This window comes from Holdemania filiformis (assembly GCF_003459085.1).
GTDB classification, from domain to species: domain Bacteria; phylum Bacillota_I; class Bacilli_A; order Erysipelotrichales; family Erysipelotrichaceae; genus Holdemania; species Holdemania filiformis.
The window spans coordinates 18,090-36,829 of the sequence record NZ_QRUP01000011.1 but is presented as its reverse complement, the minus strand read 5'-3'; the positions used below and the strand labels follow the sequence as shown (position 1 = coordinate 36,829).

13 protein-coding genes are annotated in these 18,740 nt (G+C 51.6%); 9 read left to right on the top strand and 4 right to left on the bottom strand.

Annotated elements, in window-relative coordinates:
• Positions 1-73: 73 nt before the first annotated feature.
• Genes DWY25_RS09860 through DWY25_RS09845 form a run of 4 tightly spaced genes read left to right on the top strand, consistent with a single transcriptional unit; the run spans position 74 to position 3,771 of the window.
• Positions 74-1,165 carry a PTS fructose transporter subunit IIC gene (locus tag DWY25_RS09860; RefSeq protein WP_006058051.1) on the top strand — a complete coding sequence of 364 codons (1,092 nt, stop codon included), beginning with the start codon at positions 74-76 and terminating at the stop codon, positions 1,163-1,165.
• A gap of 22 nt (positions 1,166-1,187) precedes the next feature.
• On the top strand, positions 1,188-2,063 hold the full coding sequence (locus DWY25_RS09855) for a ketose-bisphosphate aldolase (RefSeq protein WP_117895088.1): 876 nt from the start codon (positions 1,188-1,190) through the stop codon (positions 2,061-2,063).
• Complete coding sequence (locus DWY25_RS09850) at positions 2,060-2,722, top strand: aspartate/glutamate racemase family protein (RefSeq protein WP_117895087.1); 663 nt, start codon at positions 2,060-2,062, stop codon at positions 2,720-2,722. The genes DWY25_RS09855 and DWY25_RS09850 overlap by 4 nt, the downstream gene beginning before the upstream one ends.
• Positions 2,723-2,727: 5 nt before the next feature.
• On the top strand, positions 2,728-3,771 hold the full coding sequence (locus tag DWY25_RS09845) for a transaldolase family protein (RefSeq protein ID WP_117895086.1): 1,044 nt from the start codon (positions 2,728-2,730) through the stop codon (positions 3,769-3,771).
• Positions 3,772-4,344: 573 nt separating this feature from the next.
• Here the strand turns inward: DWY25_RS09845 and DWY25_RS09840 are convergent.
• The 4 genes from DWY25_RS09840 to DWY25_RS09825 all read right to left on the bottom strand — a co-directional run bounded on the left by DWY25_RS09840 (position 4,345) and on the right by DWY25_RS09825 (position 12,307).
• Positions 4,345-7,575 (bottom strand): UvrD-helicase domain-containing protein, encoded by a 3,231-nt coding sequence (locus DWY25_RS09840; RefSeq protein WP_117895085.1) that lies wholly within the window; start codon positions 7,573-7,575, stop codon positions 4,345-4,347.
• Positions 7,556-10,225, bottom strand: coding sequence for a PD-(D/E)XK nuclease family protein (locus DWY25_RS09835; RefSeq protein WP_117895084.1), 2,670 nt, complete (start codon positions 10,223-10,225; stop codon positions 7,556-7,558). Before DWY25_RS09835 ends, DWY25_RS09840 begins: the two co-directional genes overlap by 20 nt.
• 113 nt (positions 10,226-10,338) lie before the next feature.
• Positions 10,339-11,991 carry a DUF1700 domain-containing protein gene (locus DWY25_RS09830; protein WP_117895083.1) on the bottom strand — a complete coding sequence of 551 codons (1,653 nt, stop codon included), beginning with the start codon at positions 11,989-11,991 and terminating at the stop codon, positions 10,339-10,341.
• Entirely contained in the window at positions 11,969-12,307 is a 339-nt protein-coding gene (locus DWY25_RS09825; RefSeq protein ID WP_117895082.1) for a PadR family transcriptional regulator, read from the bottom strand. Before DWY25_RS09825 ends, DWY25_RS09830 begins: the two co-directional genes overlap by 23 nt.
• A 171-nt stretch (positions 12,308-12,478) precedes the next feature.
• Here DWY25_RS09825 and DWY25_RS09820 point away from each other — a divergent pair, with 171 nt between their 5' ends.
• The 5 genes from DWY25_RS09820 (at position 12,479) to DWY25_RS09800 (ending at position 18,724) form a co-directional block, all read left to right on the top strand.
• Positions 12,479-13,285, top strand: coding sequence for a hypothetical protein (locus DWY25_RS09820; RefSeq protein ID WP_006058041.1), 807 nt, complete (start codon positions 12,479-12,481; stop codon positions 13,283-13,285).
• 241 nt (positions 13,286-13,526) lie between these two features.
• Positions 13,527-14,792, top strand: coding sequence for a hypothetical protein (locus tag DWY25_RS09815; RefSeq protein ID WP_117895081.1), 1,266 nt, complete (start codon positions 13,527-13,529; stop codon positions 14,790-14,792).
• A gap of 251 nt (positions 14,793-15,043) precedes the next feature.
• Positions 15,044-15,997, top strand: a complete 954-nt coding sequence (locus DWY25_RS09810; RefSeq protein WP_117895080.1) for a hypothetical protein — start codon at positions 15,044-15,046, stop codon at positions 15,995-15,997.
• Between the two features lie 8 nt (positions 15,998-16,005).
• A complete protein-coding gene (locus tag DWY25_RS09805) occupies positions 16,006-16,593 on the top strand; it encodes a hypothetical protein (RefSeq protein ID WP_006058036.1) in 588 nt (195 codons plus the stop codon).
• A gap of 10 nt (positions 16,594-16,603) precedes the next feature.
• Complete coding sequence (locus DWY25_RS09800) at positions 16,604-18,724, top strand: AAA family ATPase (protein WP_117895079.1); 2,121 nt, start codon at positions 16,604-16,606, stop codon at positions 18,722-18,724.
• Positions 18,725-18,740: the final 16 nt, after the last annotated feature.

Genomic DNA, 18,740 nt, shown 5'->3' with positions numbered 1-18,740 from the left:
AAATAACCGGAAGCAATTCTCGTTATCCGCAACAGAAAGAAAGATTTAAAAACTAGAAAAGAGGGAGAATTTAATGAATTGGAAAATCATCAAGAAACACATCATGACTGGAATCTCGTTCATGGTTCCCGTCGTCGTCGGCGCTGGGCTTTGCCAGGCACTGGGCGTCATTCTCGGCGGTCCGAATGTCAAGGACGCCGTCGGCAGTTTCGCTTACATCATCTACAAGGTCGGCAATCTGGGGATGTCCACGATGATCATTCCGGTCATCTGCGCCGCGATATCCTACTCCATTGCGGATAAGCCGGGCATTGCGCCGGGCCTGGTCGTCGGTTTGGTGAGCGCGGAAATCAAGGCAGGTTTCTTAGGAGGATTGGTCGGCGCGTTCTTAGTCGGATATGTCGTCAATGCCATGAAAAAATACATTCATCTGCCAGATTCGATGAAGGGATTGATGCCGATTCTGATCATTCCGTTCTTCGCTTCGCTAATCTGCGGCGTGCTGATGTTTACCGTGCTGGGGACGCCGATCGCGTATTTCATGGATGCGATGACGCAGTTTTTGGCGAATCTGTCAACCGGTTCCAAGTTTGTCTACGGCTTCGTCATGTCGGCGGGTTCGGCGTTCGACTTCGGCGGTCCGGTCAACAAGACGGTTTCCTTATATACAACGGCAATGCTGGCGGATGGAATTTATGGGCCGAAGGCGTGCCACATGGTCGCGTGCATGATTCCGCCGATGGGCGTGCTGATCGCCTGGGGTCTGAGCAAGCTTTTCCGCAAGCCGATTTATACGAATGATGAAAAGGAAAACCTGAAAGCCTGCTTCCCGATGGGAGTATGTATGATTACCGAATGCGTTATCCCGTTGGCGATGAATGATCTGTGGCGGGTGGTGCTGTCCAGCGTTCTGGGCGGTTCAATTGCGGGTGGTCTGTGCATGATGTGGGGCGTCGAGAGTCCGGTCGCACATGGCGGCTGGTTCGTTATCCCGACTTTTACCAATCCGCTGGGGTTCGTCGCTGCTTTAGTGATCGGCAGCGTTATCATGGGTGTCGCGTTGTTTGTTCTCAAGCGTCGTTTAACACCGAGCCAGGAAGCCTACGGCATCGATTATACGCAGGCTGACGACGGCGAAGTTGCCGAAGTCAACATTACGTTCTGATCAGAAACAGGAGGGATTTATCATGTTAATGAACATGCAGGAATTTCTAGCCGTCGCGGAAGAACATCACTTCGCGGCCGGCGCCTTCAACGTCACTGAGGTCGCGAATTTCCGCTGCGTCGTGGAAGAAGCGGAGGCGCAGAAAGCGCCGACGATCATTGCGATCGCCGTCAATGAGCTTGACTTTTGCGGCCCTGAATTTTACAGCTATGTCCGCACACGGCTTTTGGAAAGTCCAATTCCATTTGTGCTGCATCTGGATCATGGCCGCACGCTGCAGGATATTCTGCGGGCGATCCAGGCGGGTTTCACTTCCGTCATGTTCGACGGCTCAGAGCTGCCTTATGAGGAGAATATCCGCCAGACGAAAGCGGTTGTCGATCTCGCCCATCTAATCGGCGTTTCTGTCGAAGGGGAAGTCGGAACGATCGGGATTATGAACTATTCCGATGAAGGCGGTGTCGATCATATCACTTACACCCGGCCGGAGGAAGTTGTCGATTTCACAGCGAAAACCGGCGTCGACAGTCTGGCGGTCGCGATCGGAACTTCGCATGGTTTATATCCGGAGGGCTTCGTGCCGAAACTGCAGCTGGATTTGTTGAAAGAATTGAAACAGGTCAGTCCGGTGCCGTTAGTACTGCACGGCGGTTCAGATAATCCGGATGAGGAAATTCGTCAGGCGTGTCAGATCGGCATCCGCAAGGTCAACATCGCCAGTGATTACAAGGCTGCTTATTCACGAAAATTAAACGAAATCATGAATGAAACCGGCGAATTTAAGTTCTCAACCTTAATGCCGAAGGGTTTTGAAGCGGCACGTGCGGTCATCCGGCACAAGATGGAGCTGTTCGGCAGCGTCGGCAAAGCGTCTGCTTATTGGGAGAAATTTCTATGAAAAAGATGGCGATCATCCATACCAGCGCCGTGTCGCTGCAGGATCTGACAGCCTTGTGTCAAGAGATCATGCCGGAGGTGGAAATCATCAACATCATCGACGACAGTTTGTTAGCGGAGGTCAAGCGGAACAACGGGATCACCCCGGCCGTGATCAGCCGAATGTGCCGTTATGTTCAGTCGGCGGAATCGTTAGGTGTTGATTTGATCTTCAACCAGTGCTCCTCAGTCGGGGAAGCCTTTGCGATTGCCAGCCGGTGTACGGCGATTCCCACGCTGAGAGTCGATGAACCGATGGCGGAAAAGGCGGTGAGTCTGGGCACGCGGATCGGCGTAATTGCGACGGTCTCCTCTACGGTGAAACCCAGCTGTGATCTGATCCGGACTACGGCTCAGCGGCTGGGCAAAGCGGTTGTTGTCCAGGAGTATCTGGCGGCGGAGGCTCTGGATATTCTAATGAAAGAAAAGGATGTGGATAAGCACAACCAGATCGTTCTGGCGATGATTCGGCGGGCAGCGGCAGAAAACGACGTCGTTGTGCTGGCGCAGGGCAGCATGATCACCTTGCTTCCTTATCTAAATGAAATGCCAGCGCCGGTGCTGACCAGCCCACGCTTAGGTATCGAACGAGCCTGGGCGATGCTGCAGGAGAAAGGGTGAAGTTCATGGGAGAAAAAACTTATTTTCACAGAGTGAATGAGCTGACGCCGACGCGGTTCTGGATCAACAACGTAACGCAGGAAGAGGCGAAATGGGCCTTGGCGGAAGGCGCGTGCGGCTGTACGCAGAATCCGGCGTATGTCTGGAAGATGATGCAGCGGGAAAGCGAGCTGCCGAAAATTCAGCGGTTAATAATGCGGCTGCGGGATCAGGGCGTTGCCCGGGATCAGATTCTGATCGCCGTACAGCGGGAGCTGGTCGGCCGCATTGCCAAACTCTTTTTACCGCTTTATCAACAATCGCAGGGGCAATGGGGATATGTCAGTATCCAGGGAGATCCGTTCCATGAGGATTGCGATTCGATTGTAAAAACCGGGTTGTTCAATCGTGAGGCAGGCGAGAATATCATGATTAAGATTCCTGTTACGGAAGAAGGCTTGAAAGCGATCGGTATTCTGGCGGCTCAGGGCGTGCCAATCAATGCGACGGAGGTAATGTCGGTCCGTCAGGCCATGGATGTTGGCCGGGTTTATACGGAAGCGACAAAACATTGCGTCAGGAAGGCTCCGATCTATTACTCGCATATCACGGGGATTCTGGACGAATATCTGCATACAACAGTACAGGAAACGGGGGTCGCCATCACTTCAGATGTATTGTTTCAGGCCGGCATCGCAGCCGCGAAAAAAACCTATGCAATGACCCGGGCTCAATATCCGGATGTCGGTTTCATCGGCGGCGGTGCACGGGGACTGCATCATTTCACGGAGATGGTGGGCGCTCAGGCTTGCATTACGATTAACTGGAAGGGGACGGCCGATCAATTGATCGATCAGAATCCGCCGGTGATCGAGCGGTTTGCCCAGCCGACGCCGCCTGCCGTTCTGGATGAGCTGCTTGAAAAGCTCCCGGATTTCCGTAAGAGTTATTGTCTGCATGCGATTGAACCTTCGGAATACGAAACTTTCGGACCGGTTGTCCTGTTCCGTTCGTCATTTGAATCGGCGTGGAAACAGGCGCAGTCCTTGATTGATAGTTTAATCGGTTAATTTGATTATCCCCGGCTGAAAACAGCCGGGGTCTTTTTGAATGATTTCCTCGAAAATTAATGATCAATGACAAAATTCTGTGCAATCGTTCAAAAACGTGTGAAGGATTTAAAATGTGTTATAATATTAGCTCTTATTTTTACGCTTAATTTTGAATGATATTCTTGAAAATAGGCGATAAACAGTGAAATTCAGAGTTATCATTCAAAAACGCGCACAAATTAGAAAAAGTGATATACTATTTGGCTTTTTTTGTGAATGCTTTGGTTAAAAATCGACGATAAACAATGAATTTCGCAGTGATCATTCAAAATTAAAAAACAGTTACTATTCCATGTTATAATTTATTTTTATGATCCATGTGAATATGATAAAAGAATATTTTTGATGATCCGCAGGGTGAAGGCGGGTATTCTCTGACAGCTTAAATGACCCTGGAGGAAACGATCCTTGAGCGCTGGGCGACATTCTAATGAATTGGGGAAAATATAGTTCATTCCTGTGAGTTTGAGTTTACAAAGATGAAAAAAAGCGAAGCTGGATGATCAGATCGCTTTTTCTTTAGTTCTGTTTTTACGCAGCTGCCAATTCAGCTTTAGGCGTCATTTCGATGAACTGATCAAGATCAAACGAATACAGATAGGCCCGAATCGTTTTATCCGGAATCATTTCGTGCAGACATCGCAGATAAATTGAAATCTGCCGGGCATACAACGTTTTTAACTGATTAGCCTGGGCATGGCGGTCGCTTTTGAAATCGATCAAAATGACTTCATTTTCATCCTGCGCTACATAGTCCATCTGTCCCTGGATAAACTCGTTGCCGGAAAGAACCGCGAAGGACAGTTCCTTTTCTACGGACATCTTCTGACAGCGCTCAAATAGCGGCTGCTTGTTCAGCTGAAGCAAAAGCAGAAGATCGGCCCGCTTAATTTCCGGAAGCAGTGAGCGGATCAGACTTTCTGTCCATTCCCCCTCCGGCAGGCGTTCCACCGCTTCATGCAGCTGGATGCCCCGCTGGGCTGGCCGAACAGCCTTACTCTTAGGAAACAGCGCTGGAATATACGCAGTTTGTTCTGTTTCCGAAGGCGTCAGGGTGACCGGCAGCGGCTTTTCTTCCGTATAACGCGGCAGGGAAACGACCTCTTTGCGGCGGCGCTGAAGCTGCTGGACCTCCCAGCGGTCTTCGATTGTCCGAACCTTCCAGAAGTGGGAGTCATTTTCGCACATGGCGGATAAAATCAGATCCGTTGTCCCTTTGCGTTCCAGCAGCGTGTTCATCGTTACCGGCTTATGCGGCAGTTCGCCTTTGACCGTATCGACCAGGATCATCTGATTCTGCGCCCGGGTCAGGGCTACGTAGAGAATCCGGATATTTTCTTCCAATTCTTCCAGCGTGATTTTGTATTCGATCGCCTGTCGGATTGCGGTCGGGCGCTTAAAACGCCACGGCAGCTCCAGCGCCGGCAGACCGACGCCCAGATCTGCGTCCGCGATGCACGTTTCTTTTTTATCCATAATGTCGATCCGGCTGCTTGCCCAGTAAAAGACGACAGGAAACTGCAGGCCCTTGGACTGGTGAATGGTCATGACTTTGACAACGTCGTCCTCATTGCCGACCGGAATCGCTTCGGAGGTTTTTTCCTCGCTCACCTGATCGATCATCGCGAGAAAGCCGGTCAGCGAATCTGAATGCTCGGCACTGTATTGTTCCGCTTTCTGGCGAAGCAGATCGCAGTTTGTCCGCTGCTGGGCGGTGCAATGTTCTTCATAGAAATGATGAATCTGAAACAACGCGTCCAGTAAGGCGCATAACTCCTGCTTTTGCGCGATGTCGTTCAGCCGCTGCCGGTCGGCGACCAGCGGATGATGTTCTTCCTTCAGAATCTCGAAGATCGGCCGGCGTTCTCGTTTCAGGGTCAGCCGCGCTAATTCCTCGTCATCCGCTTGATAAAAGTCAGAAGACAAAACGGCGGTTAACGATAAATTATCGGCGGGATTGATCAGAATCCGGAACCAGGAGAGCAGGATCTGCATGGCTTCCGATTGATAGAATCCGGCTTTCGCGTCAATGTAGTAAGGAATGCCTGCCTGATCGAAGGCCTGCTTTAAATGGGATTTGACCGCGTGGGAACGCACGAGCACGACGTAATCTTTCCATTGCCGGAAATCGGAGGTTTCGTGCATCGTTAAGATCTGTTGGGCGATGTACTGCGCTTTGATCTGATTGGCGGCGAGATTTTCCGCGCCTTCATCCTGTTCCTTTAACGCTTTGGTCATCAACGCGTGGAATTCAACCGGATAGTTATCCTGCTTCTGAGCCGGAGCGCCGGTTTTTACGCAGTCATGGTCGGTGTACTGATCGGAACAGCCGGGAATGTTCATCAGCCGCAGAAACAGATCGTTGTTGAAATCGACGATCATCTGCTTGGAACGATAATTGCTGGAAAGGTGGATAAAACAATTTTCAGGCCGGACATCATTCATCAGATCGCGCATAATCTGTGGCTTTCCGCCGCGGAATCGGTAAATCGACTGTTTAACGTCACCGACGCGGAAAATGTTTGCGCCGCGGGAAATCAAGTTGATAATCGCATTCTGCAGATCATTGGAATCCTGAAATTCGTCGACCATGATTTCATCGAATCGTTCCTGGTATCGTTTTGCGGCCAGCTTGTTTTCCGCGGTTAGAATCTGATACGCGAAATGCTCCATATCATCAAAGTCGATACCTTCCTGCGCTTCCTTCAGCTCGGCATACAGCGCAAGATAATCGAGTGTCAGCGCGGTTAACGGTTTAATGATTGCATACGTTAATGCCAGGTCGGAAAGCAGGGTTTCCTCGGAATAGGTTCGGCTGACGAGATCCTTTGCCAGCGCGTTGAGCTGTTTGCGCAGCGCGTTGAAATCCAGGGCGTCTTTCAGCGTGCTGATCTTGGTTTGAATCGCGCCGAATAGAGCTCGGCGATATTCCCGGTAATCGTAATTTTTTGCGGCTTGAATTGCCGGCGTCAGCTTGCCGAGGAATAAAAGAACCTCGTTCGCTTGTTTTTCTTTGTCGGGATACGCGTCATATAAAATCCGCTGCATCTGGACGGCGCAGTCTTCCAGCCGTCCGGCTTCTACAGCGCAGCTTTCAAAGAAAGCTTCTTTTATTGGAGACGGCAGCTGATCCAGACGCGCAATCGGTGCATAGGCTTCGGCGGCGGCTTGGATCCAGGCTTGGGGATCCTGCGCTCCGGAGGCTTTAGCCGCGATGGACAGCACTGCTTTTTTCAGTTCAGATACATCTTCGCTGCGGCTGGAGAAGGTTTGCAGGAGCGTCGTAAATGAATCGGGATCGTGCGCCATCTGACGGCGGCAGGCTTGAGTAAACGCCTGATCCTTCATCTGGGCGAGCGCCGCGTCGTCAAAAATATGCTGGATGCGGGACGGGTTCAATCCAATCAGGGCATAGTCAGCCTTGATGATTGACAGACAGAACGAGTGAATCGTGCTGATATGCGCGCTTTGCAGCAGAATCAGCTGCTGCCGGCAATACTGCGCTTCAGCCTCGTCCAAATCCGGTTCCTGCAGCTTATCGTTTAAACTTTGCAGCAGACGTTTTTTCATTTCACTCGCCGCGGCTTCGGTAAAGGTCATCGCGACGATGCGGTCGATGCTGATGTGATCCTCCAGCATCCGCTTCATTAACCGCGCGACTAAGACTGTTGTCTTGCCCGCGCCGGCAGAGGCGGAAACGAGTATGTTATGGTCGGTCGTATGAATCGCCTTGAGCTGTTCCTCACTCCACTGAATCGCCATCTTGCACCTCCTTTCCTTCCTCCTTGCCCACGAGCGCAACCGGTTTTTTCGGTGCTTTGCGCAGCCGGCAGACAGGTTTGAAATCACAGAACAGACATGCGCCTTCCACCGGATCCAATTCAATCCGGCCCGCGCTGAGCTGTTCCGTTAATAACGCGTAAAGCTCCAAAATCAGCGCCTGAACGCTTTCGAAGTCTTTCGGGCTGCGGACTTTCACCTGACCTTCCTTGCAGGTCAGCCCCTGAACATGCGTGCCGTCGTAATCCAGCCCGTCGCAATCCTTCATCGTCCAGCCCTTGAGTTGATGACTGCTCTGTAATTCACTCATCCATGCATCGCGCCCGACGTCTTCAATTTCCATCCGCCGGCCGTTGAGCGACGCTTCGCTGACGCTGATCGTTTCATTTTTTAACGAGCAGTAATAAGCCCCGGCGGGATTCAGCTTGAGCTTACGGACAGCGATGATCAAATAGGTTAACAGCTGCAGCTGCAGCCCGGCTTTGACTTTAGATTCGCTGAGTGTTTTGGCAGAGCTTTTGTAATCGAGAATCCGCAGATCGCCAAGACAGGTGTCAATCCGGTCGATAATCCCCTTCAGCCGCACGGTAATGCCGCCGGTTTCCAAAAGATCTTCTTCAAAACGGTATTCCTGGTAGGCCGGTGCAAACGAAGTATTTTCCTCCATCGCGGCCAATGCATCCAGCAGTTGTGTCAAGTTCAGCTGCATGCGCCGCTGGATCTGATCAATTTCGGCCTGTTGGTCAGGAAACAAATTGTGAAGCTGCTGGAAATACGGGTTGAGGATCGCGGCCATCTCTGTTTCATTCAGCTTGGCGTAATCTTTACCCCAGGTCTGAATACTTTGTTCCAGCAGCGCATGCTGAATCGTACCGACGATTGCGGCGTTCACCGTTGTCAGACTGCCCTTGGACAAGCGCAGACCACTTTTAAGAAAGTAAGCGTATGGACATTGAAAATAGGTTTCAAAGGAAGAAATGCTGCCGCGCAGCACATGATCCGGCGTAAACAGCCGGCGGGCGGTTTCCGGCGTCAGCTGATGCCACTGATCGGAATAGACTTCATTCTGAACTAACGGCCACAGCACGGCGCGGGAAGCGGCGCGCTGTTCAATTTCAAATGCGACGTCCCAGCTTTTGCCTTCGTAGTTGCCTGCGGCATACGAATAGATCAGGCAATGCGAAGCGCTGGTATAGATCCATTCCAGCTGCTTTGTATAGTGATCGTAGCGATCTGCCTGCGACGGCATCGACGTGGTCTTCAGATAATCCTCGTCAAAGATTCCGGCGTAGGCGATATTTCCCGGGAAACTATTCTGATCCGCACCGAAAAGAAGGGTTAGCGGTCGTGCCGGCAACGGGTGTTTCAGATCGGTGATCGCGATCCGGCCATCGACTTCTTCACTGATTTCCAGTTTTTTCTGCGCGAGCAGCGCCATCAGCATGTCGAGGGCTTCCGGCTGTTCCAGCAAATCCCAGCAGTCTTCCAGCGTCGTTTTCAAATTCAATAACGCCCGCCGCTCCAGTTCATCGCTTAAGCATGAATGCTGGCGCAACAGCTCATAACAGCGGTTGAGCTTTTCACTCAGCGGCACGTCTTCCAGTAATGGAAGCAGCCATGGCAGCAGCTGTTCATGCACGCTCTGGGCCTGTGCTTCCAGCCGCAGCAGATTTTCTTTTTCAATCGTATTCAGTAACGTGTTGGTTTCCAATGCCTGCTGCACATGCGTAAAGACCGGCTCGCACAGGCTGTTCAGATCAAAAACGAACTGCGTCAGATACTGAACATACGCCTCTGTAATCAACACCGGATAGGCTTTCAGCTGCAGCGTTTTCAGCACCGCTTCGACCGACGGCGCGCGGGTCAGCGCCACGAAGGCGTCAAAACATCGCAGGATCTTCGAGGGTTTCTGATAAGAAACCTGAGCGGCAGGCAGCTGGTAGCGGGCGAGGACGGAGCGCACAAGACTTCCGTCGCGCTGACTATCGCACAGGATGATCATCACTTCCTCCGGCTTCCATTCTTCGCGCAAGATAAGCTGGGCCGCCCCCTCTGCTTCCTGGCGTGAATTCAGTGCTTTATAAAACCGCGTCGTCCGCGGCTGCGCCGACGGCAGCGGGCGGATTCGCAGTCCGCGTGCTTTCATTTGATCGAGCAGGCACTGCTGATGCAAATCCTCCACCCAGCCCGGCGTACATTCGATACCGCTGAAATCCTGCGCTGCAAGTTCGTTGAGGAACCGAATTTCCGAATTGTGCGAAAACGGCAGATCACGGATCAAGCTCAGCAATGTTTTCAGCTCGCGCTGGCCTTCGGTCGTTTCCGGCAGTTCTTCTAGCGTTAAGCCATAATCCTGCATCAGCCGGTGAAAGGCGATCAGTTGGCGGTGAAAATCCGGATAACGCACCATGCGGCGATAAACCCGGCAGCGATCCTCCGCTCCCTGAATCCGCAGCGAAGCAATCAGGCTGTCGCGCGTTTCATTTTCATTTTCCAACGCTTCCGCGCGGATGAGTCCGGATACCGTACCGGCCGCGTAATGGGTCAGAAAGCGGCTGTTCTGTTCTTTGATCTTCGCTTTGATCAACACACTGTGCAGGTATCCCGGCGCCAGCAAATTTGGTATTTTCATGACGATCGCCTCCGCTGTTTTCAATATGCTTCATTTTATCATAGAAGCCCGTTCGCCGCAAAAGCCAGAACTTGCCTGAAAACGCAAAAACAGACGAATTTGAGGTTCGTCTGTCAGGGATTAATATGCAAAACGGTCTGATTCTCATCCATCGTTAATTGGCTCAGCGTCGGCTGGGAGGCTTCGACAATTAACACATGACCCATGCCGTAGTCTTGATCATCCTGATACCATTTTCCTTCCCGCAGGCCGCGCAGGAAAATTTCGAGGCCGGTGCGGAATTCGCCTGCGCCTTCCTGCGTGGAGACGATATTTACCGTTTTGGAATATTCATAGTCCGGCGGATCCGGCAGATCATTGTAGCGCTGCTCATAGTTCCCCGGCGGCAGGATCAGCTCCAGGCTGCCGTAACCCAGTTTCGGATTCTCGCGGAACACCACTTCGTCAAAGTAGAAGGACAAATAGACGCGGTCCAACTCGTCCGTCTGCATTAAATGAATTGTCTGCGGCTGGAACAGCTCCGGAAAATCCTGACGGACCGGGACTTCCTCATAGCTGGAAAATTCGATCATCATCAGCGGAACACCGATGCCGGTGATGATCACGCTGGCGATCAAGGCGATCAGGTACGGCCGTTTCTTCGTCGCCGGTCTTACGATCCGCCACAACCCCGAAACGATTGCCTGGAAAATACCGATCAGTCCCAGGCAGACCAACGTCAGTCCCCACAGCTTTGCTCCCTGAAACAACAGGAAGACAAGCAAGCCGAAGCCGAAACAGAAGACAAATTCACCAAGCCCAAATGGAATCAGAATCATCAGCGTGATCAGCTGCACAATCCCGATCATCAGCCAGGCCGCCGCCTTGCCAACCCCCCAGCCATGTTTTTTCTTTGTTTTTTCCTCATTATTATAATAAGGGTAATGCGTGCGCGGCTGAATCAGCGGATCGATCGGATCTTCCAGGATCCGTTCTTCCAGATCCTCCTCTTCCAACGATTCAGTTATTTCCGTGAAGGTCTGATCCACCGTCGCTTCCGCTGCTTCTGCCTGATCGAAAGCCTCCGCCTCTTTTTGTCGTTCGACCTTTTCTTTTGCCTCAGCGTCAGAATTTACGGTCTGTGCGCTGTGGCGTTGGGGTGAGCAGGCATCGTCATGACGCCTGCCGAAGTCGAACACGAGCGGCTTTTTAAACAAATCCCGGAGTGTAATCTCTTTGTTTTCTAATCCCTGGGAAATAAAACTCGCCAGCACCAGGACGACCAGGCAGAGATAAATCAGGTTGATTGCCAGGCGAACGAAGAAGTTCAGCGTGGCCGCTAAAAATCCCGGCAGGATGGCGCGCAACAGACTGACGAGGATTGTTTCCAACAGGGAAAACGGAATTTTCATCAAGCCGACGACGACCAGGGCGATCAAAATCAAGGCGATCAGCCGGATCACAGCTTCCATGCTGAGATCATTGAAATGCTGCGTAAAATAACTGACGGCTGAATCGATGCCCTGAGTCATGACATTGACAACGTTATCAATAATATCTCGGCTTGAATCCCGGGTATACTTGGCGTCGATTTTATAAGCGCTCAGGATTTCCCGCGCCAGATCATCGAGATTGCCGAAGTCGGCGACCGCTTCATCCTCGGTTTTGCCTTCCTGCAGCTTATTGTCGATATAGCCTGAATATTCGTCCAGGATATCCTGGATTTCATCGCGTTTGAGCAGATGCAGCTTATGTTCTAATTTTTCAAGAAATTCTTTTTTCGTCATCGTGATTTCCCCCTTCCAGGAAAAGATTTAATTGCTTGGAGAATGCCAGCCATTCGGTTTTCAGCTCATTCATCGTCGCCAGTCCCAGCGCGGTGATGCGGTAATATTTGCGCGGCGGTCCTTCCGTCGATTCGACCAGGTAGGTTTCAAAGTATTTCTCATTGGTCATGCGTTTGAGCAGCGGATATATCGTGCCTTCATTGACCTCAACGACCTGGCAGACCCGCTTGACCAGCTCGTAGCCGTAGATATCGTGCTGGCTGACGACGACCATGACAACCAGGTCAAGCACGCCTTTTTTAAATTGTGCGTTCATGGCGATCCTTCCTTCTGATTACTATGCTAAACCTACTACCTTGCAATGTCAAGTAGCTAAACATCATGTTTTTGCCAGTTTTTACAGCTTAGGGACAAATTTTACTTTTTTTTATCGGCCGATTGTGATAAAACAGATATAGAAGAAACTGAAACAGGGGGACCAAGCAAAATGGCAATTTATCAAATCTTAGAAGAAATTAAAGATGTCAGAAAAGAGGGGGAGCTGTGCGACTTCAACGGCTACCTGGAAGATTATCTGGAAGTGATTGATTCTTCCGAAGATCAGCCGATGAAGGATATCCTGCACGCACTGTTTGAAGAGAATCATGATCTGAAAATCTGCGTTAATCTGCGCGCCGATATTAACCGGCAGGTCATTTCCAATCAGATCATCCGGTATAAGGACGCGTTTAAGCTGCAGGGACATCCGGTGATCTGCCCGGTGATCATTTACGGCAAGCAGGATGATGCAGAACGCGCTCTGATTTTAGTTCAGCACAGCGACCGCAGCTATCTGTATGCCAAGGGTCTCTATTACACGCTGACTGAACCTTACAGCTTCTTAGCCGACTGCAAGAATGAACTGGTGGCCGTCACTGCCGAGAGTGTCGACGGCGTGCTGGCAACGTTCCGCAAGCTGTTCAGCGTCAAGGCCGGCGCTTTGCAGCGGGAAGCGGACCGCAATCGTTTCTCCAACTATGAACAGCTGAAGAAGGACGCGCTGGACGAAGCCGAAGCGGTAAAGGAAAACGCAGAAACAGAACTGCGGGAAGCGGAAGATAAGGAAGCGATGATCTATTCACTGGTCGTCCGCTGGTTCTTACTGAAAAAGGTCGTTTATGTTCAGTATATGGTCAATAAAGATATGCTTCAGAACGTACATGAAGGCAACATCAAAAAGCAGCGGAATCAGGCGAAGATCAACGCCGATGAAATTCCGTTCATCTCGTACAGCGAGCTGTGGAGAAGCATTTAATCTGAAAATCAAATTGACGGTCATGGAAAATTAATCCATGGCTGTTTTTTTGTTGAGCAGAATTTTTGCGATGATCGCAATAGGAATGAGCGTTGGATTGGAAAGACCTAAAAACAACAATACAGGGAAAGATTAATCAAGGAAAAATAATAAATTCTATAATACCATATAATGTGTGAATAATTTATTCGACACAAGCAGACCTCCATGATAGACTAAGGAAAAGGGAGGAAACTCATGTATGACAATGCAGGTCAGCTTTGAAAAAATCGACGTCACCCCGGCGCTTCCCGTCCGGCTTTCCGGCTTCGGCAAGGTTCGCTGGGCGCAGACCGCCCATGATCCACTTTATGCCCGTTTGCTTTTGTTCAGCGGGGAACAGGAAACGTTGTGGATCCAAATCGACTGGTGCGCGGCGGACGCTATGCTTTATCAACAGATCGCGGAGTTAACCGGGATTCATACCCCGAATCTGATTCTTTCCACGACGCACACCCATTCCGGCCCCTGCGGCACTGTGCGCTGCGATCAGGGCATTTTGAAGGGATTAGATCCCGTCTTTGGCGATTATAACGCCTGTTATGTGACGGAAACTGCCCGGCGCATCGCGGATGGGGTTCAACGGCTGCGGACGCGGAAGCAGCCGTTTGAATGGCGGATTCTGCGCGGGACTGTCAGCGGATTAGGGACGGACCGGCATGACCCGAAACTGCCGAGCGATCAGGATGCTTTTCTTCTGGAATTAATCACGCAGGATCAAAAACGCTGTCTGTGGACGCGGATGGCATGCCATCCGACGGTACTCAACGGCGAAAATCTGATGTTGAGTGCGGATTTCCCTGGCGCTTTGGAAATTTGTTTTGAGGATGCGGAACTGGTTGCTTTCGTCAACGGCAGCTGCGGCGATATGAGCACGCGGTTCACCCGCCGGGAATCCAGCTTCGCGGAAATGGAACGCCTGGCGCGGATGGCGGCTGATCAATTGAAAACGCTGCTGAATCAGCCGGAACCGTTGTCCCCGGGCGAGAGTCTGACGCTCAGCGTTCATCAGAACACCTTCAGAGTAAAGGCTAAGGTCCTCGATCCGGTTGAGGTTGCGGAAGAAAAGGTCAGAACCTTGAGTGCTCAGGTAGAACAGGCGCGCCGGGAAGGAGCTGACGCGCAGGCGCTGCGCTTGTTGGAATCACTGAAAGAAGGCGCGGAGAATAATTTACTGTCCTGCCGCAACGCTTCCGGTCTGCGTGAAATCCCGCTGTCTGTTTCCTGCATCCGGCTGCCCTCTGTTAATTTGATCACCGTGCCGGTCGAGCTTTTCAGCAAGCTGAGCAATCCGGTGAAGACTCGTTGGAACGCGGAATTTATCGGCTACACGAACGGGTATTCTCTGTATATGGCGGATGAAAACGCCTTTGATCAGCAATTCTACGAAGCGATGAGCAGCCCGTTTGAAAAGGGCGCCGGAGAACAGCTGATCCGGGAGATCGGCGACTGGCTGGCGACGTTATAGAAATAACTTCAGGAAGGAATCGATGACAACCTCCATTAGGAGGATGTTTATGGATTTAAGCCTTATTTTACATGCGATTGAGATTTGCGGGCGGCCTGTTTCAGGCCGCTTTTCCAATCTTTGTCTTAAGCATGGACTGAAGCGGCGTAAGCATGAAAGATTTCCCGCGCATGCGTTTTAAATCATGGTATAATAAACGCGAGTTTATAAAATCAGACTAAAGCTCCAGAACTTGGGCAAGGGGGAACAAAATGAGAAATTCCTGGATATTTCCGGTGTTGTTTTTTATGATCATCTTTGGATTCGGCGGGATGTTCAGCGGCCTGCTTTTTCCGTTGATTATCTTTTTTATAATTTATAAGTCGGTGACGAAGAATAACGAAGGACGGGAAACCGTGCGCCGGCGTTCTTCTTCCGGACAAAGCCGCACGCGTCTGTCAGGCCGGCAGAGCGATCTGGTGAACGAAGCGCTGGGCCGTTATTTCCGCACGCATGAAAAGCTGCCGCTGCTGGAAGAAATCAGTCTGCGGCCGGAAAAAGCGGAATATACCGGACTGCGCAATTTAATCCTGTTGAAAGACGACGACTGCATCGGCACGCTCGACGAGTTCGGTGAGCGTTACCCGCGGTTGTATAACGAAGTCCTGCGCTTACTGGTGGAATTTGCCAAGCAGCCGCAGCCGGAAGAAAAACCGCGGACCGCAGCCACCCCGGAACCGGAAGCGGCCCCGAAAGAAGAACCAGCCGCCCCGCAGCCGGAGCCGGAACAGCCGGAACTCGACCGGGCTGAAGCTTACATTGAAAAAATCAACGCTCTGAATACCGAGATCGCCAACGAATCGATCACCAACGGTCTGTATCAGACCTGTGCGCTGTTGAAACACCTGGCGATCGCCGAGGAAAAATTCCCGGAAAATAAAGACAAGCTCGACAAGCTTTACCAATACTATCTGCCGATCCTCTTGGACATTCTGGAGAATTACAAGAATATCGGTCAGTCTGCGGCCAACCATGAAGATTTCCAGGAGGCTGAGGATCGCCTGAACAAGACGATTATCCTGATTAACGAAGCGATGAAAACGATCAGCGCAACGATGGCGGAAGATGATCTGATGAGTTTATCAGCCGATATGACCACGCTGGAAGCACTGCTGAAAAAAGACGGACTGGTTCAGGAAGGCACGCTGTCGAGCGTCAGAAAGTAGGTGAATCCATGAGTCAGAAACGCAAAAATACCGATTATTTAGACGATTTATTCGATAAACATTTCAATGATAAAGATTTCATGAATACCAACCTTGCCGATTTTGGACAGATGGTGCGCGAAACGATCAACGAAGAAGCCCGCAAACAGGGCTATGATACGATGAGCGATCTGATCAGCGGCGAGATTCAGGAAGGCCTCAGCGGCAACAGCCGGACCCGCAAACGTCCGGTGACCGCCGCCGTGCATCGCCGTCACGGCCGCTACCGCACCCGTTATGAGTACGTGCGGGAGATGCTGGAAAACATCGTGTATCCTCCCCGTCAGCGCGGCTATTACCGCGACGGGCACCAGGATGCAGTCCAGCGTTATCTGCGCCGCATGGCCATCAATCAGAACGATATGATGATGTATGAAAAGATCGTCGACGAGGAAATCCGCAAATATTACCAACAGAATACGCGTCAGCGCAGCAATAAATACGACGAGGGCTATTACGACGGCCTGAAGCTCGTTGCCCGCGCGTTGAAACAATCCCGTGATCTGATGATGGAAGAGATCAGCGACCGGCTTGCGGCCGCGTTGAAAGTCTACTAGAGGGCAGCCCATGGCGAAGGATAATGAAAAAAAAGATCTGGATCAGCTGATCAATTCGATGTTCCGCGGTCACCGGCTAAACACCGTGTCGGCGGAAGACTACCTTGAACAAGTCCGGAAAAGTCAAGATGAGATGCAGAGCGGGCTGGATCAGGCACAGGAAAATCAAAAAAAAGCGGAGGATACGCTGAATACGACGGAAAACGCCGTCGATCAGCTCAATGCGATTCTGCGCCGGCAAAGTGAGGATTTACAAAAACAATCGGAGGCCCTGCGCGATCAATCCCGCGATCTGGGGTTTACCGATCAGGATTTCGCGAAGCTGCAGGCTGAGGTTCAAAAAGATTTCGGGATTTCGGTCGATGTTGAGAATCAACAAAAGCGTCAGGCTCAGGATTTGCAGGCTGTGCTGAACGGAATGCAGGAAGCCGCGGCCCAGACCGGAACCGTCGTTTTAGGCCAGAAATCCTTTCTGGCCGATTTGTCGCGTGCCTTTTTCCGCCCGTTGGCCAGCGGCCAGTCAGAGGATCGGCTGCGCAATGTGTTTGTGATCAGCGGTCCGGCGGGCAGCGGCCGGCATCTGGCGTTGTCCACGATGATCCACATTCTGGCTGAAAAACACTGGCTGGCCAGCGCGGACGTCGTGACGATCAACGGCTCGCATTATGCCGGCAGCGAGCAGGAAAAGGTTTTCATTCAGGATATTTACGCGGCATCCTGCGCACCGGCGGAAGTCATCGTCATCGAACAGGCGGAGGCATTGTACCCGCCGTTTCTCAATCAGCTGATGAAGCTGTGCCAGAATGAAGAAGTGACGCTGAACAAGCGCTACGTTTTAAATAAAGGAAAACAACTGGTGGAAGCCGGCAGCTCGTTAGTGACGCAAACCGTATCCACTTTGAAGCTGACGAACAAATATATCGTCTTTTTGACGACTTCACGCAAGACGCTGATGCAGAATTTCCCGAATTCGATGGTGGAACAAATTCTTGATCAGCCGGCAGCGCAGCCGTTAAGTCCGGAGGTGCTGCTGACGATTTACCAGCGGCTGTTAAACGACAGCGTGCAGAACACAAAGAAACAGCTGAACGTGACGCTGACACTGGACGACGATGCGGCTCAGAAACGGTTGGCGGTTCTGGAAACCTCCACTGGAGCTTTGGCTTTGGAAAAGGATGTGCGTCAGCTGAACGCGGCGATCAACGAGCTGTGTCTGAAGCAGCCGGAGCCGGTTCTGGAGGTTCGTGCGGAAGCCGGACGGGAATGGGTTTTTGAGGTGAACGGCCAGCGGTTGGCGATGTCGGATCTGATCCGGCTGGAAAAAGACGATCTCGACGCGATCCGAAAGGAAATGGACGCAATCGTCGGTCTGCAGGAAGTCAAGGACACGCTGCAGTCGATGGAAGAACATTACAAAGTGACGCAGCTGCGGCAGAAACAAGGGTTAAAAGCCGCTCCGCTGTCCCGCCACATGATTTTTACCGGCAATCCGGGCACGGGCAAGACGACGATGGCCCGGCTGGTGGCCCGGCTGTTTAAGGCGCTCGGCTTGTTATCGCAGGGACAGCTGATCGAGGTCAGCCGCAGCGATCTGGTCGGCCGCTATGTCGGTCACACCGCGCCCCTGACTCAGCAGATCATCGAATCCGCGCTGGGCGGCGTGCTGTTTATCGACGAAGCCTATTCGTTAGTCCGCGGCAAGGACGACAGCTTTGGATTGGAAGCCGTCGATACGCTGGTTAAGGGCATGGAAGATCACCGCGATGATCTGATCGTCATTCTCGCGGGTTACAGCCGTGAGATGGAAGAATTCCTCAACGCCAATTCCGGCTTGAAATCCCGCTTCCCGAATATTCTGAATTTTGCCGACTATACCGGCAGCGAACTGACGCAGATCGCCGTTTCGCTGGCTCAGGGCAAAGACTATGTGATCGACGAGCGCTGTCTGAATGATCTGACGATTTATTTCAACGCCGTTCAGATGAATTCCGCAGCTCGCAGCGGCAACGGCCGTTTAGCGCGCAACACTGTGGAAAAAGCAATTCTGAACCAGTCCCGCCGGATTCTCAATGACCCGCAGGCACGAATGGATCTGTTGCTTCGGGAAGATTTTGATCTCGAGCTTTCCTGATCATTCGCTTCCAATA